General features: G+C 74.3%; 14 protein-coding genes. 9 read left to right on the top strand and 5 right to left on the bottom strand.

Annotated elements, in window-relative coordinates; genetic code table 11:
- The first annotated feature begins 173 nt into the window (after positions 1-173).
- Both VQ02_RS12225 and VQ02_RS12220 read left to right on the top strand, forming a co-directional pair.
- A complete protein-coding gene (locus VQ02_RS12225) occupies positions 174-815 on the top strand; it encodes a DUF1007 family protein (RefSeq protein WP_048444470.1) in 642 nt (213 codons plus the stop codon).
- Positions 812-1,816, top strand: coding sequence for a nickel/cobalt transporter (locus VQ02_RS12220; RefSeq protein WP_048444474.1), 1,005 nt, complete (start codon positions 812-814; stop codon positions 1,814-1,816). Before VQ02_RS12225 ends, VQ02_RS12220 begins: the two co-directional genes overlap by 4 nt.
- Positions 1,817-1,822: 6 nt before the next feature.
- Here VQ02_RS12220 and VQ02_RS12215 read toward each other — a convergent pair whose 3' ends face one another.
- The gene (locus VQ02_RS12215; protein ID WP_048444473.1) at positions 1,823-2,731 is read right to left on the bottom strand and encodes an MBL fold metallo-hydrolase; all 909 of its coding nucleotides are present in this window, start codon (positions 2,729-2,731) and stop codon (positions 1,823-1,825) included.
- A gap of 156 nt (positions 2,732-2,887) precedes the next feature.
- Complete coding sequence (locus tag VQ02_RS12210) at positions 2,888-5,596, bottom strand: ATP-binding cassette domain-containing protein (protein WP_083469179.1); 2,709 nt, start codon at positions 5,594-5,596, stop codon at positions 2,888-2,890.
- A gap of 391 nt (positions 5,597-5,987) precedes the next feature.
- Here VQ02_RS12210 and VQ02_RS12205 point away from each other — a divergent pair, with 391 nt between their 5' ends.
- From VQ02_RS12205 to VQ02_RS12195, 3 genes are all read left to right on the top strand, one after another.
- Positions 5,988-6,251 (top strand): hypothetical protein, encoded by a 264-nt coding sequence (locus tag VQ02_RS12205; protein WP_048444469.1) that lies wholly within the window; start codon positions 5,988-5,990, stop codon positions 6,249-6,251.
- Positions 6,252-6,507: 256 nt separating this feature from the next.
- Positions 6,508-7,206 (top strand): carbonic anhydrase, encoded by a 699-nt coding sequence (locus tag VQ02_RS12200; protein WP_048444468.1) that lies wholly within the window; start codon positions 6,508-6,510, stop codon positions 7,204-7,206.
- An 11-nt stretch (positions 7,207-7,217) separates the two neighbouring features.
- The gene (locus VQ02_RS12195) at positions 7,218-8,786 is read left to right on the top strand and encodes a SulP family inorganic anion transporter (RefSeq protein ID WP_048444467.1); all 1,569 of its coding nucleotides are present in this window, start codon (positions 7,218-7,220) and stop codon (positions 8,784-8,786) included.
- Between the two features lie 61 nt (positions 8,787-8,847).
- Here the strand turns inward: VQ02_RS12195 and VQ02_RS12190 are convergent, their stop codons facing one another.
- Positions 8,848-9,414: a DUF2239 family protein gene (locus VQ02_RS12190; RefSeq protein WP_048444466.1), complete on the bottom strand. Its 567-nt coding sequence runs from the start codon at positions 9,412-9,414 to the stop codon at positions 8,848-8,850.
- A 170-nt stretch (positions 9,415-9,584) separates the two neighbouring features.
- On the opposite strand from VQ02_RS12190, the gene VQ02_RS12185 reads away from it, so the two are divergent.
- From VQ02_RS12185 to VQ02_RS12175, 3 genes are all read left to right on the top strand, one after another.
- Positions 9,585-11,000: a DHA2 family efflux MFS transporter permease subunit gene (locus VQ02_RS12185; RefSeq protein WP_048444465.1), complete on the top strand. Its 1,416-nt coding sequence runs from the start codon at positions 9,585-9,587 to the stop codon at positions 10,998-11,000.
- Positions 11,001-11,176: 176 nt separating this feature from the next.
- Entirely contained in the window at positions 11,177-11,494 is a 318-nt protein-coding gene (locus VQ02_RS12180; RefSeq protein ID WP_048444464.1) for a hypothetical protein, read from the top strand.
- A 15-nt stretch (positions 11,495-11,509) separates the two neighbouring features.
- Positions 11,510-12,133, top strand: a complete 624-nt coding sequence (locus VQ02_RS12175) for an LbetaH domain-containing protein (RefSeq protein WP_048444463.1) — start codon at positions 11,510-11,512, stop codon at positions 12,131-12,133.
- Positions 12,134-12,140: 7 nt separating this feature from the next.
- Here the strand turns inward: VQ02_RS12175 and VQ02_RS12170 are convergent, their stop codons facing one another.
- Complete coding sequence (locus VQ02_RS12170) at positions 12,141-13,550, bottom strand: adenylate/guanylate cyclase domain-containing protein (RefSeq protein WP_048444462.1); 1,410 nt, start codon at positions 13,548-13,550, stop codon at positions 12,141-12,143.
- A 434-nt stretch (positions 13,551-13,984) separates the two neighbouring features.
- Between VQ02_RS12170 and VQ02_RS38155 the strand changes: the two genes are divergently transcribed.
- A complete protein-coding gene (locus tag VQ02_RS38155) occupies positions 13,985-15,112 on the top strand; it encodes a DUF7256 domain-containing protein (protein WP_167350731.1) in 1,128 nt (375 codons plus the stop codon).
- Positions 15,113-15,251: 139 nt separating this feature from the next.
- Here VQ02_RS38155 and VQ02_RS12160 read toward each other — a convergent pair.
- Positions 15,252-15,603, bottom strand: a 352-nt coding sequence (locus tag VQ02_RS12160; RefSeq protein ID WP_048444461.1) for a 2-oxo acid dehydrogenase subunit E2, incomplete at its 5' end; no start/stop codon positions are given.

Below are 15,603 nucleotides of genomic sequence, written 5' to 3'. Positions count from 1 at the left end.
GGTGAAGGCCGGGGCGGGGCGCGACGGCTCTACGCCGGCCTCCCGGAAGGACGAGGCGCAGGCTCCCGCCCCGCTCCCGCCGCATTGCGGCGGGACCAGTACCGCCCCGGGCGGCGCAGCGCGCTTAACGGTCGGTTAACCACGAGGGGCGAGCGTCGCCGAAGGACATCGTCATGCCGCGCCCTTCCCGCCTCCTCCTCGCCGGTGCCGCCCTGCTCGCGGCGACGCCGGCCTTCGCCCATCCGCACGTCTGGATCACTACCCGGGCCGAGCTCGATTACGGCCCGGACGGGACCTTGCGGGCGGTGCGGCACGCCTGGACCTTCGACCCGACCTACTCCGCCTTCGCGGTCCAGGGACTGGGCCAGTCCCCGACCGGGCCGGTGAACCCGGCCGCCCTGGCGGCGCTCGCCCGGGACAACGCCCAGAACCTGGCCGAACAGGGCTACTTCACGGTGCTGAAGGTCGACGGCCGCAAGCAGGATTTCGGCGCGGCGGCCGATCCGGCGATGACCTTTGCGGACGGCAAGCTCACCCTGCGCTTCACCCTGCCGGTCAAGGCGCCGGCCGCCGGCACCGCCTCCCTCGAGGTCTACGACCCGACCTACTTCGTCGCCTTCAGCCTCGCGGAGGACGAGGGCGCCGCGACCCTGGCGGGGGCTCCCGCCCGCTGCCGCGCCACCGCCCACCGGCCGAAGGGCGCCGTCGCGGCGGCACCCGCCGCCACCGGCATGTCGGAAGCCTTCTTCGAGGCCATGACCGCCGCCTCGTCCTACGGGGTGCAGTTCGCCAACCGGATCGTCGTCGCGTGCTGACCCGGGCGCTCACCCTCGCTCCCCCCTCCCGCGGGCTCCAGCGCCTGGTCCTCGCGGCCCTCGCGGTGCTGGCGGCGGCGGCCGTGCTCGCCGGGCTGCTCGGGCTGCTCGCCCCGGGCTTCCGGGCGCCGCCGCGCTCGCCTTTCGGGATCGGCTTCCGGGAGGTGGCCCCGAGCGGCGCCACGAGCCTCGGGGCCTGGCTGCTGGCGATGCAGTCCGGCTTCTCCCGCGCGCTCCAGACGGCGGTGTCGGCGGTCAAGGGCGGGCGGGACGGCTACCTGACCCTGGTCGGGCTCGGCTTCGCCTACGGGGTGCTGCATGCCGCCGGGCCCGGCCACGGCAAGGCGGTGATCGCCGGCTACCTGATGGCCGGCGAGCGGGCCCTGCGCCGCGGCTTCACCCTGAGCCTGCTCGCGGCCCTGCTCCAGGCCGGGGTCGCGCTGGCGCTGGTGGGCGGCGGCGCGATGCTGCTGCGCCTGACCGCCGCCGGCCTGAACCAGGCCGGCTCCGTGATCGAGACGGCGGGCTTCGCCTGCGTGGCGGTGCTGGGCGCGGCGGTGACTTGGCGCAAGGCCGGGCAGCTCGCGCGCCTCCTCAACCGCGAGGCGGGGCCGGCCTGCGGGCCCGGTTGCGGCCATGCGGGACTCGCCGACGGGACGCGGGTCGAGCGGCTGGCGGGCTGGCGCGAGCAGGCCGGCGTGGTGCTCGCCGCCGGCACGCGCCCCTGCGCCGGGGCGGTGCTGGTGCTGGTCTTCGCCCTGTCCCAGGGCATCTTCGCCGCCGGCGTCGCCGCCACCCTGGCGATGGCGCTCGGCACGGCGCTCACCACCGGCATTCTGGCAGCGCTCGCCGTCTTCGCCAAGGCGCTCGCCCTGCGCCTCGCCGGCGGCCGCGGCCAGGGCGGTGCGATCGCGGTCGGCGCCCTCGAGCTGTGGGCCGCCGCCTTCGTGCTGGTGCTCGGGGCCGGGCTGCTCTCGGGCTGGGCCGCCGCGGCGTTCTGACGAACGTCAGGCGACCGCGGCGATCCGCGGGGCGCGGCGGCGGCGCGGGCTCGCCGCCGCCACGGCGGCGAAGCTGATCTCCTGGCGCTCTCGGGCGACGAAGGCGCCCGGCATCTCGGCCTGCATCTGGCCCTCCAGCTCGCGCAGGAGCGCGTCGGTGTGCTGGGGATAGAGATGCACGATGGCGAGGCGCCCGACGCCGCCGGCCTGGCACAGCTCGACGCCCTTCTGCCAGGTCGAGTGGCCCCAGCCGCGGCAGGCCGGGTACTCGCCCTGGGTGAACATGCCGTCGTAGATCACCAGGTCGGCGCCCTGCACGAAGGACAGCAGGTTCGGATCGGGCCAGGGCTCGGAATGCTCGAGGTCGCTGATGTAGCAGGCGGTGCGGCCGCCGTGGCGGAAGCGGTACCCCGTGGCGCCCTGGGGATGCTCGAGCGGGATGGTGTCGACGACGGCGCCGTCCGGGAAGGTCAGGCTCTCGCCGGCCCGGAAGCCGTGATGCACGAATCGGGCGGGCAGCACGTCGAGGGTGATGGGGAAGAGCGGCGGCGAGAACAGGCGGCCGAGGGGCTCGGCAGCGCTCGCCCCGTCGAGGTTGCCGCACCAGGTGTGGATCTCGCGGGAGGGGTCGAGCACCGCGGGCTTCATGAACGGCAGCCCACCGACATGGTCGAGGTGCAGGTGGCTCAGGAGCAGGTCGACGCGCTGGGGCAGCCGGTCGCGGTGATGGGCGCCGAACGCGTTGATGCCGGTACCGGCATCGATCACGAACAGCCGCTCGCCGCAGCGGACCTCGACGCAGGGGGTGTGCCCGCCGAATTCCACGAATTCCGGCCCGGAGGCGCAGGTCGACCCCCTGACGCCCCAGAACCGGAGCGTCAGGCCGGCTTCCATGAGAGGACCCCTCGTTATCATGCCGCCGACCGTGATGGGGGTTGCGGGGGTTGGATGTGCGATGACGCACATAGCGGTTGCTCCGGCCGGACGATCCGGCAAGACACTATGGAATGCTGTGCACGAGAGATGTGCTCCACGAACGATGAGTGCAAGACGAAGGTTCCCCCGGGCGGCCTAATCTGTCGTTAAGCGGGTGCGGTCCCGCACAGGGGCCTCGGCCGCCGGAGCCTCCTGCCCGGCACCGGCCGGTGCCGGATCGCCCGCCTCCGGAGCGTCGACCGGCGGCATCATCCGGACCACAGTGGTGCGCTCGGCCCGCAGCACGAGGTCGAAGGGCATCTCCGGGTCCGGCCGGCATTCGTCCGGCAGGCAGACCACGAGGCCGCGCCCGGCCCGGGCCGCCCGCAGCCGCTCCACCCCGGCCATGATCTCGGGGGCACCGCGATCGTCGAGGGCGAGGCCCACCACCAGGATGTCGGGCTGGCGCACCAAGCAGCGGGCGAGGTCGATCGCCCCCCGCTCGAACGGCGTGAACCCGTCCCGGCCGGCCAGGCCGCTCTCCGCCGCCCGGGGATCGACCTGGCTCGCGAGGCCGAAGCGGTAGACCGTCCGCTCGAGCCCACGCTCGCGCAGCACCGCCTGCATCAGGGCGCGCACCCGGGACCCGGCCCCGGCCTCGGCGCCGGCGATCCGGCCGAACAGCAGGTTCTCCTCCAGGCTCGCCGCCGCGGTGACCCGGGCCGGGTCGTAGAACTCCACCGAGCCGCGCAGCGAGGCCGGCAGGAGCGCCGCGAAGGTGCGCCGGGCCGCGACCAGGCGCGCCTCCATCGCCTCGTCGATCAGGCCGAAGCGGTGGCGGGTCTCGCTGTAGCGCAGGCACAGGCCGATCAGCCGGGCGCGGTCGCGCTGGCCGGCGGGGCCGCGGCGCCAGCCGGAGGCCTCGGGCTGGCGCGCCACCAGGTCCTCGAAGAAGCCCCGCTCCCGGGCCGGGAAGAGCGAGAAGGCGTCGAACAGCGGGTGGTCGTCCGGCAGGTCGGAGAAGATCTCGACCGTGGCGCGGGCGATGGCGAGGCCCATCTCGGTCATCGGCCGGGTCAGCCCTTCCGCCTCCAGCACCGCCCGGGTGAAGGGGTGGCCGGCGAGCCGCGCCTCCGAGAAGGCCGAGCCGACCGGCTCGCCGAACAGGATGTTCTCGCCCACCGTGGCCTGGCGGTTGTAGCGGGCGGGATCGAAGGGCTCGATCAGGTGGGCGGCCCCGTCGGCGGCGAGCGCCGCCCGCAGGGCGCCGCGGGTCTCCACGATGGCCGCGGCGGTGGCGGAATCGAGGTTGCGGGACAGAACGCTGGCGAGGCCGCGGCCGTAGACCAGCTGATCGAGCCCGGTGACCGAGAGCGCCTCGACCAGCCGCTCCTCGAGGTCGCGGGCGTTAGGCGCGCCGGCCTCGGGGCTCGATCCATCGGCGAAGGCGAGGTCGCCGTAGAGCAGGTTCTGCAGCAGGGTGCCGCTCATCAGCACCGGCTCGCCCCCCGCATAGGCGATGCGCCGGGCCCGCTCCGCCGGCTCGACCGAGCGCAGGTCGGTGCCCGCGTAGGTGACCGCGCCGGCGGTGGGCTCGAGCTGGCCGGCGATCAGGGCCGCCAGGACCCGGCCGCCGCTGCCGCGGTCCCCGAGGATCGCCACGTGGCTCGGCATCGGCAGGGTGAGGTCGAGGCCGATCAGCCGCTCGCCGGAGGCCGGGTCGTAGGCCGCCACGTTCGTGAGCACGATGGGACCGCCGTCCGGCAGCGGCGCCGACTGGCTGCGCAGCCGGCGCGGGGCGCGGGCCCGCGCCTCCAGGGAGGCGGTGGCGCGCGCGATCTCCCGGAAGGCCGGCAGGGCGGCCCGGCGGCGGCGGTTCTGGCGCAGGAAGGCCGCGACGGCGCTCGAGGCGACGGCGAGCGCGCCGAGCACCGCCGAGAGGTCCCCGGCGCTCACCGCCTTGGCCGGGGATGGCGCCTGCCAGAGCGCGGCGGCGAGCACCACCGTCGGCACCAGCACCGCGAGGGCCAGGGCCGGCGCCCGGGCGCGCGAGAGCTCCTCCTCGGTCGCCGAGAGGGCGCGGCGGGCCCGGTCGGCGACGTGGCCGAGGCGGGCGCGCTCGAAGGCGGCGGTGCCATGGGCCCGCACCGCCGGCAGGCGCCGCACCAGGTCGGTCAGGCCGCGCTCGAGGGCGGCGCCCTCGAGGCGGCGCTGGTCGTCCCGTCGCTCGGTGCGGGCGATGAGGAGCTGGCGCGCCAGCGCCGCCGCCACCAGGCTCATTCCCGCCGCCGCCACGAGGCGCGGGGCCACCGCCGCCGCGACCGCGAGCGCGAGCAGCACCGCCCCCGCCGCCAGGGCCGGCACCAGGACGCCGACGGCGAGGAGGCCGTCGGCGGCCCGGATCGCGGTCCCGACCTGGCCGGCGAGCCCCCTCGCGTCGTCGCGGGCGGCGGGCCCCGAGCGCAGGATGGCGTCCTCGGCGAGTTCCCGCAGGCGGCGCACCGCGGCCGCCTGGGCGGCGACGCACAGTCGCGCCACCCCCCAGCCGAGGCCCGCCAGCGCCAGGGCGACCAGGATCAGGCAGGCCAGCGCCCACAGGGTCAGCGCGCTCTCGCCGAGGGGCCAGCCGGGCACCAGCACCAGGCCGTTGCCGCCGAGGCGCTCCGGCAGGGGCACCACGAGGTGCAGGAAGTGGATCGGCGGCCGCGCCGGCTCGGCGAGGGCCAGGAGCTCGTCGACGAGGTCGCGCAGGGCCAGGAGCCCGAGCCCCACCAGGGGACCGCCGAGCCCGAGGGCGACCGCGACGGCGGCGGCGTGCCGGTGCTTGGCGCTGCGCCAGGCGAAGACGATCGGATCGCGGTCCATCAGAGCGGGCGACGGGACCGCGGGACGGGGGCGCCCGGGAGCCGGAAGCCCGGTGCCGGTCCGGTGCGCGGGGGCAGGCCCGAGGGCCGTCTCGCGGTGCTGGCCATAGGCCTCCTCGATGCTGCGGGAGGTATGGGCCGCGCGGGGCGGAGCGGTCAAGCCGGGCGCGCGAACGTCCGGTCGGCACCAATTCATCCGCCGGTGCGCCGTCCTGACGCAGCATAGGCGTGCGCGAGCGCACGCTGAATTGCCGAAAGCGGGATTATTCGTTGATATTTGCTTGTGTGCGTGAGCGCACATCCTGCGATGATCGTCGTCGTCATGATCAGTTTCATCGCTGTCGAGAAGCATTTTTTCTCGAAAATACAATCGGTGAAATGAGGATGACGTCATGAAGACGATCGTGATCACGACCGTTCTGGCTGCCGCCATCGCCTTGCCCGCCGCCGCGCTGGCCGGAAGCGGCGGGGAGGGAAGCCGGCAGGCCGCCGGCGGGGGATTCATGAGCAGCTACGTCTCCGACCCCTACCACGACCCCCGCTCGCGGGCGTCGCAGCGGGCCGGCACCGGCCAGCTCCTGGGCCAGCCAATGATCGCCGAGCGGGCCGGCGGCCCGGACGCGCCCCAGGGAGCGCGCTGGACCATCGGCCGCTGAGGCGGCGTCCGCCCTCCGACCGCACGGCTCCCCAGGGGGCCGCCCTTCGGCGGACCGCCCTCACGGCCGGCTTGCCTCGAAGGCACGCACCGCTCGCGTGGTGTCCGGCGGGGCCACGCATCCCTCCGCATCCCGCCCTCCGGGCGAGGAGGGCGCGCGGCCCTCCCGAACAGCACTCCCGAGCGCGGCGGGCCGTCCCGCCGGTGCCCGATCCCCTCTTGCGATCCCCTCTTGGCCTCTCGAGCAAGGACATCCCGTGGACAGCATCATCCAGGGCATCTCGACCTTCCGCGGCAGCGTCTTCCCCGGCCAGCAGCGGATGTACCAGCGGCTCGTGCGCGACGGCCAGCACCCGAAGGCGCTGATCATCGCCTGCGCGGATTCCCGCGTGGCGCCCGAGCACATCACCCAGACCGGCCCCGGCGAACTGTTCGTCTGCCGCAACGCCGGCAACATCGTGCCGCCCTTCTCGCAGATGAACGGCGGCGTCTCCTCGGCCATCGAGTACGCGGTGGTGGCCCTCGGCGTGCGCGACATCGTGGTCTGCGGCCACTCGGATTGCGGCGCCATGAAGGGCCTGATGCAGCCCGGGGCGCTGGCGGCGATGCCCAACGTCGCCGCCTGGCTGCGCCACAGCCACGCCGCCGACCGCATCGTCTGCGAGGCCTACCCGGACGACATCGCGCCGCACGACCGCCTGCGGGCGCTCGCCCTCGAGAACGTGGTGGTGCAGCTCGCCCACCTGCGCACCCATCCGAGCGTCGCGGCGGCCCTGGCCAAGGGGGAGCTCTCCCTGCACGGCTGGTTCTTCGAGATCGAGACCGGCGCGCTCCTCGCCTATGACGGGCGGCGCTTCGTCCCCCTCGACGACGGCGCCCTGCCGGTGGCGGAGGCCTCCTCGCCCAGGCTGGCGGCCCGCGACCTCGCGGCGCCCGCGCCCGTCGCGGCCGAGTGAGACCCGGCGCGATGCAGGTCTCCTCCCTCCGGTCGCTCGCGTCCTCCATCTTGCCCTCAACGCTGGCGCGGGACCTCCCCGCGTCCTTCGTGGTCTTCCTGGTCGCGCTGCCGCTCTGCATGGGCATCGCGATCGCCTCCGGCGTGCCGGCGGAGCGCGGGCTCATCACCGGCATCGTCGGCGGCGTGGTGGTGGGGCTGCTCGCCGGCTCGCCGCTGCAGGTCAGCGGGCCGGCGGCGGGCCTCGCCGTCATCGTGTTCGAGTTCGTGCGCACGCAGGGACTCTCGGCCCTCGGGCCCGTCCTGGTGGTGGCCGGCGCGCTCCAGCTCGTCGCGGGCGCGGCCCGGATCGGCGGCTGGTTCCGGGCGATCTCGCCGGCGGTGGTCCACGGCATGCTCGCCGGCATCGGCGTGCTGATCGTGCTCGCCCAGCTCCACGTGCTCACCGACAACGATCCGCGGGCGAGCGGCCTCGACAACCTGGCGGCGGTGCCGGCGGCCTTCCTCGACCTCGTCACCGGCACTGCTGCCGGCAACCTCGCGGCCTTCGGCGTCGGGCTCGCCACCATCCTCGCCATGCTGGCCTGGGAGCGCTGGCGGCCGGCCTCCCTGCGGCTCCTGCCCGGCGCCCTCGTGGGCGTGCTCGCCGGCACCGGGATCGCGGGGCTCGCCGGCCTCGCGATCAAGCGCGTCGAGGTGCCGGGCAACATCCTCGCCGCCGTCAGCCTGCCGGGGGCGGGGGACTGGGCGCGGCTGACCGAGCCCGGCATCCTGGGGGCGGCCCTCACCCTCGCGATCATCGCCTCGGCCGAGAGCCTGCTGTCGGCCGCCGCGGTCGACCGGATGCACGACGGGCCGCGCACCGCCTACAACCGGGAGCTCGGGGCGCAGGGGGCCGGCAACATCCTGTGCGGCTTCCTCGGCGGCCTGCCGATGACCGGCGTCATCGTGCGCTCCTCGGCCAACGTCCAGGCCGGGGCGGCGACCCGCGCCTCGGCGGTGATGCACGGGCTGTGGCTGCTGGCCTTCCTGATGGCGCTGCCGGGCCTGCTCGCCCTGGTGCCGACGGCGGCGCTCGCCGGCATCCTGGTGGTCACCGGCTGGCGCCTCGCCAACCCGCTGCACGGCCTGCACCTGCACGCCCGCTACGGGCTGGTGCCGGCGGGGATCTGGCTCATCACCCTGGTGACCGTGGTGGCGGCCGACCTGCTCACCGGCGTGCTGGCGGGCCTGATCCTCAGCCTGCTCCAGGCCCTGCCCCACCTGCGCAAGGGGCGGCTCACCATCGAGCAGGACGCCGCCGCCCTGGGCGTGCCGGAGGTGCGCCTCTCGGGAGCCGCGACCTTCCTGCAGCTGCCCCACCTCGCGACCGCGCTCGAGCAGCAGGCCCCGAGGGCCGGCCGCATCCGGCTCGCCGCCGACTGCCTGCGCCACATCGACCACACCTGCCTGGAGATGATCCAGGACTGGGCCGGGCGCCAGGCCGCCGCCGGCACCCGGGTCGAGGTGGTGGGGCGGGCGACCGTCCCGCGCGAGCAGCTCGCCGGGGCGGTGAGCGGGACCGTGGCGCCGGCGCACTAGAAGCCAGCATCCGGACCACGCCCGAACACCCGGTGACGTCACGGCGTGAGCGGATCCCCGCTCACGCCGCCTCGGCCGCGAAGGCCGGGCCGGCGAGACGCCGCGCATGATCGCGCAGGTCCGCCGGCCACCCCTCGCTCAGGCTCCGGAAGCGGTCCGCGTCGCCCGCGTAGAGGGCGCGGGCCGCCTCCTCGTAGCCGCAGGCATCGCCCAGCATCGCCCCCATGAAGCGGTCCGCGGCCTCCCGGGCCTGGCGGCGGCCCTCCTCACCCGCGCCGGCGCTGCGCGCTGCCTCGACGAGCTTGCGCAGCGCGACCGAGGCGCCGCCGGGCTGGGCGGCGAGCCAGTCCCAGTGCCGCGGAAGCAGGGTGACCTCCCGGGCCACGACGCCGAGCTTCGGTCGCCCCGCCGGCCGCGGCGCCGGCGGGGCCGGCTCGAGCCGCGCCGTCACCTCGGCGTCGCTGCCCCTCAGGTCGAAATCGACGGGCCGGCCGGAGCGATCGTCGAAGACCAGCACGCTGGCGCCGCTCGCGGCCGCCCGCTTGACGGCCAGGGCCACCGCTGCCGCCGGGCCGGCGGCCAGGCGCCGCTCCCCCTCGAATGCGGTGCAGGTGAACGCTTCGTCCATGGCGCCTCTCCCGGCTCGACGGCCTGTCCGATTTTTATCCGGGTAAAAAATCTCCGTCAATAATGCCCGGGTAAAAATCCCGGAGAGGCCGCGCATCCACGCGTGGCGCGCGCGTGAGCCCCCGCCGATTCGCGCTTCCGGCGCGCGTGCCGGGCGCTAGATACGGCGCCATGCGCACCGCCCGGATCGTCCCCCTCGTCGTCGCGACGGCCCTGTTCATGGAGAACACGGACTCGACCGTGCTCGCGACCTCGCTGCCGGCGATCGCGGCGGACATGGGCGAGGACCCGATCGCCCTGAAGCTGGCGCTGACCTCCTATCTCGTCAGCCTGGCGATCTTCATCCCGATCAGCGGCTGGGCCGCCGACCGCTACGGCGCCCGCACGGTCTTCCGCTGGGCGCTGGCGGTGTTCATGGCCGGCTCGCTGGCCTGTGCGGCGGCCAATTCGCTCGGCTGGTTCGTCGCCGCCCGCTTCCTCCAGGGCATGGGCGGCGCCATGATGGTGCCGGTCGGGCGCTTGGTGCTCCTGCGCAGCGTGCCGAAGGGCGAGCTGGTCCAGGCGCTGGCCACCCTGACGATCCCGGCCCTCGTCGGCCCGGTGATCGGCCCGCCGCTCGGCGGCCTCATCACCACGACGCTGCACTGGCGCTGGATCTTCTTCATCAACCTGCCGATCGGGCTCGCCGGCATCCTGCTCGCCACCCGCTACTTCCAGGACATCAAGGAGGCGGAGCGCCCGCCCCTCGACCTCCTCGGCTTCGTCCTCTCGGGGGCGGGCCTTGCCAGCCTGATGCTCGGCCTCGCCTCGAGCGGGCGCCACCTCCTGCCGGAGGCGGTGTCCTGGGCCTGCACCGGCGCCGGGATCGTGCTGTGCGGCCTCTACCTGGCGCATAGCCGCCGCACCGCCCACCCGGTGATCCGCCTCGACCTCCTGCGCTACCCCACCTTCCGGGCGGCGGTCCTCGGCGGCAGCCTGTTTCGCATCGGCACCGGGGCGATCCCGTTCCTGCTGCCGCTGATGCTCCAGCTCGGCTTCGGGCTCGACCCGCTGCATTCGGGCCTCATCACCTTCGCGGCCGCCGCCGGCGCCCTGTTCATGAAGACGATCGCGGCCCGCATCCTGCGCGCCTTCGGCTTCCGGGCAGTCATGACCCTCAACGCCGTGGTGGCCGCCGGCCTCCTCGCCGTCAACGGCCTGTTCACGGCGGGCACGCCCCACGCGGTCATCGTCGCGGTGCTGCTGATCGGCGGCTGCTTCCGCTCGCTGCAATTCACCGCCGTCAACGCCATCGCGTATGCCGACGTCGACCCGCGCGACATGAGCGCGGCGACGAGCCTGGCGAGCGTCGCCCAGCAGCTCTCGCTCAGCATCGGCGTGGCGTTCGGCGCCTTCGCGCTCCAGACCGCCGCCGAGTGGCACGGCCGCACCGAGATCCGGGCGGAGGATTTCTGGCCCGCCTTCCTGGCGGTGGCGATCGTCTCAGGCGCCTCGGCCCTGTCGTTCCGCCGCCTCGCCCCGGAGGCCGGCGCCGAGGTCTCCGGCCACCGCATCGTCCGGGTGAAGCCCGCCGCCGACGTGACGTAGGCGCGGCTGAAGGAATCCTGTGCTCAAGCTTCAGCGCCCGTTCAGCGCGACGGTACGATAACCGGAACATCGAGCACGGACGGACCCCGGTCCCTCACGCAAGTCCTCAGGCCGGGCCTCCGTCCCGGGTGCTCGTGAGTGCCTGCCTCGAACCTTCACCTGCATGGGGATCTGCCATGAAGCGCATCGCATCCGTCTGCGTGGCCGCGGCGACCGTGGCGAGCGTGACCCTGGCCGGCGCCGCGCCGGCCGAGGCGCGCTGGCGGGCCGGGCCGGCCTTCGCCCTCGGGGCCGTCGGCGGCCTCGCCCTCGGCAGCGCGATCGCCGCCGGCGCGCGCCCGGCCTACGGCTACGCCCCGGCCCCGGCCTACGGCTACGCGCCGGTCTACGGCGAGGGCCCGGTCTATGCCGACCCGGACTGCTACACGGTGCGCCGCCGGATGATCGACGAGTTCGGCGACGTCACCATCCGCCGCGTGCGGGTCTGCGACTGAGCGCGGGCGAGACCCGTGAGCCTTCTCGGGCGACACATCCCGGCCTTCCCCGCCTCCGCCCTCGCGGATTTCGCCGGAGAGGCGCCCTGGGCGCTGACCGCCGCGGCCGAGGCGATCACCCGCCGGCTCCTCGGGCGGCTCGGGGAGGGGTTTCACGTCGCCGGGGAGGTCGCGGTTCATCGCAGCGCCCGGGTCGAGCCCGGCGCGGTGCTCAAAGGGCCGCTCGTCGTCGGGCCACGCTGCTTCATCGGCCACGGGGCGACCCTGCGGGGCGGCGCCTGGCTCGAGGAGGCCTGCACGATCGGCCCGGGAGCGGAGCTCAAGGCCTCGTTCGTCTTCGCCGGGACGGCGCTCGCCCATCTCAACTTCGTCGGCGAGAGCGTGCTCGGCCGGGGCGTCAACCTGGAGGCGGGGGCGGTCATCGCCAATCACCGCAACGAGTGGCCCGGCGCCACGGTGGCGTTCAGGCACGACGGTGCACTGGTCGAGACCGGCCTGGCGAAGTTCGGCGCCCTGGTGGGGGACGGCGCCCGGCTCGGGGCGAACGCCGTGATCGCCCCGGGGGCGATCCTGCCGCCCGGCACGGTGGTGCCGCGCCTCGGGCTCGTCGACCAGGGCGTCGCGCCGGATCTCCGATGAGCCTGCCTCAGGTGAGCTCGTAGACCGGCACCGGCTCGCCGATGCCGCGCAGGGTCCGCAGCTCGGCCCGGGCCGTGATCTGCCGCTCGGCGAGGTGGCGCGCGGCCTCCGCGTGCCGCACCACCGATTCGGTGGCGAAGATGCCCCCGGCCGCGGCGAGCTGCTGCACCCGGGCCGCGACGTTCACGGTCTGCCCAAAGTAGTCCTGGCGGTCGTTGAGGCTCACCGCGAGGCAGGGCCCCTCGTGCAGCCCGATCTTGAGCATGAGGTCGTCGGCCCCGCGCTCGACGCCCAGCCCCTGTATTGCCGCGCGCATCCGCAGGGCCGCCGCCACCGCCTGATGCGGGCCCAAGAAGGTCGCCATCACGGCATCGCCGATCGTCTTGACCACCGCCCCGCCCTCGGCGGCGACGATCTCGTGCAGGATCCGGAAATGCGCCCGTACGAGGTCGTAGGCGACGAGGTCGCCGACTCGGGCGTAGAGCTCGGTCGAGCCCTTCAGGTCGGTGAACAGGAAGGTGAGGCTCAGGATCTTGAGCCGCTGGTCGATGTCGAGCGTGTCGGTGCGGTAGAGGTCGCGGAACGTCTGGTTGCTGAGGAGCCGCCTGGCGGTGAGGAAGGGCCGCCGCCCGCCCAGCAGCTTGTCGAGTTCCGGTCCGACGCGGAAGACCGTCGGCAGCACCCGGCCGTCGCTGCGGTTGTCGAGGGACAGGCGCAGGGGACCGGGGCGGAAGGTGTCGCGGCCGGCGCTCGCCCGGGCGGCGTCGAACACCAGGGCGAGGTCCTGGCGCTCCCGCGTCGGCTCGCCCGCGACCGTGATGCTGTGGGCCGCGTGGGTGACGGGATCGAGCACGATCAGCGGCTCGGGCCCGAGCTGCAGCGCCAGGATCATCCGCTCGCCGGCGTGCAGCTCGACCGAGTCGACGAGCGCCCGCTGCGCCAGGGCGGCGAAGTCGTCGGGCTCCGGGAAGGCCACGCCGGAGCCGAAGAAGACCTGGCGGTGATAGTCCCAGACGCCGAGCCCGTCGGGATCGTGCGCCGCGATGCGCCGGACCCGGGGACTGACGATGAACGTCACCTCGACCGTGTCGTCGAGGACCGGCTCGCTGTCGAGGGCGCAGAAGGCGCAATGGTAGCCCGGCCGCACGCCGCGCAGGCTCGCCGGTGCCTCGAGCACGCCGCTGCAGCTCGGGCACAGCACGTTCCAGGCCATCTCGACCAGGCCGAGCCGCGCGCCGTGCAGGAGCGCGGCGATCACCGGCTCCTCGTCGAGGCCCGCTTCCGCGGCGAGGCGCACGGCGTTGATCCGCGCCAGATCCGCGTCGCTTGCCTGCCGGAGCAGCCGCTCCACCGCCCCGGCGGCGTCGGGATCGGCCGCCCGGCGCAGTGCGGCGAGGAGGGCGTCGCTCTCGTCCATGGAACAATCATAGAACGGCGCGGCGAGGGGTGCAACGACGCGTTCCGACCTCCGCCGACGCCGCGTGAGAACCCTGATGGCGCGGATCGCGGTAGAACGCTCGTCCCCTGATCCGGCGAGGTCGGCCCAGGCGAGGCCGTGCCCGGACCCGCGACGCGGCTTCAACCCCCTCCTCGTGGATGGATTGTTCCATGGCGGCGCGGATGGCTCGCGTTTTCGCACGGCCGCGACCCCCGAGCCGACTTTGCGGTGCGGCCGCCATATGACCGCTTTTGCGAAGCTCCAAGGGTCCATCGCATGATCAAGGCGGGTCGAAACCGGCTGTGAGCCTCGGTCTGGCTGAGGTGCACCCGCAGTCAAACAGGCTGGGCAGCCCCTCGGAGCGGGTGGGCATCGACGATCCGGCGCCCACGGGATACGAGAGCGGCGGCCCGATGCGCGATCAGGCGGGCGCTCATCTGGTGGAGGCCGATCACCCCATGGTGGACAGCATCGACCCCATAGCCCTTGCCGCCCTGCGGCCGGGCATGCCTGTTGCCCGCCTCGCCGACGCGCTCGGCTCCCTATGGCGCCCACTCCCGCCCCACAAGGCGGGCCGCGCGGATATCCTCGAGAACAGCCACGGCTTCGTCGCCCGCCTCGACGTCGACGGTGCCGTCGCCTGGCTCAAGTACGACTGGCGCTTCCCCACCGCGGCCCCGGTCGATGGCGTGCACATGGGCGCAAGCCTCGCAGCGACCCGCGACGCCCGGCCTGACCTCGCGATCGAGGCTGATAGGCTCGGCGGGCCGGACGGGCGGTACGGGTTTCACGACTACCCGGACGGCAGCCGGCTCCTGGTGACGTTCACGATGGGCGTGGTGAACCGGATCCAGCTCTTCCGCCTCGACGCGACCTTCGCGGAGGCGTTGCCCCCGCCCTACCCCGAGCCGGCGGGCGCGCCGGGTGCGCCCTTCGCTGATCCGGCGCTGAAGCTCGCGGTGCTGTCGGCCCTGCTCGACGCCAAGGCGATCGACCTCGGCACGCCCGAGCAGCTCGCCGCGCACGTGCTCGGCCGCGCCGTCGATCCCGACGAGGAGGGCTACGCGCCCATCCCCGAGGTGCGGGACTGGCTCGAGCGCTACCCCCTGGACGACGCGCTGCTCGCGCGGGTGACGAAGCTCGTGCTCGACGGCGGCAGCGCGATCTACCCCTACGTCGATAGCTACTGGGGCGGCGAGGACGCGCAGTTCGACGTCGCGACGCTGGCGGGGATCGAGCACTGCCCGAACCTCGCCGAGTTCCACGTCACGGCGCTCATCGGGACGGTCGACCTGCGCCAGTTGACGGTCCTGCCGAACCTGCGGGTGATCCATGTCGGGGTCGACGTGGCGCACCTCGAAGCGCTGCTGGCAATGCCGGCGCTGGAGGCGGTGGGACAGATGAGCGATGCTGCCTACGGCGAGGCGACGGGCCATGGGGCGGCGCGCGCGGTGTACGAGGCGCTCAAGGCGCGCGGCGTCCGGGTATGGGTACACTGGATGACCCACACCGGCCCAGGCGAACCGCCTGCCTTCGAGTAGCGGCCCGTATCGGGTCGAGACCGGCTGTGAGCCGCGGTCTGATCGAGGTGCATTCTCTCCCCGCGGGAGCGGAATCCCGCGACTTCACTTTTCTCCGCCGAACCGGTGACCACTCCGCCGGATGATGCTCAGCCGGGCTTCACAGGGCGCCCCGGCGCAGGTCGCCGAGCACGCCGGCGAGGTGGGAGAGGAAGCGGGCCGCCGCGGCGCCGTCCACCGCCCGGTGGTCCCAGGACAGGCTGAGCGGCAGGATCAGCCGGGGCTGGAACGTGGTGCCGTCCCAGACCGGCTCGATGCGCGAGCGCGCGGCGCCCAGGATCGCCACCTCCGGCGCGTTGATGATCGGCGTGAAGCCGTCGCCGCCGATGCCGCCGAGGGAGGAGACCGAGAAGCCGCCGCCCTGCATGGCGGCGGGCGGCAGCGTGCCGGACCGGGCCTGCTCGGCCAGCTCCCCCATCTCCTGGGCGATCTCGACGATGCCCTTGCGGTCG

This window comes from Methylobacterium variabile (assembly GCF_001043975.1).
In the GTDB taxonomy this organism is placed as follows: Bacteria; Pseudomonadota; Alphaproteobacteria; order Rhizobiales; family Beijerinckiaceae; genus Methylobacterium; species Methylobacterium variabile.
This window is presented reverse-complemented; position numbering and strand designations above follow the sequence as displayed.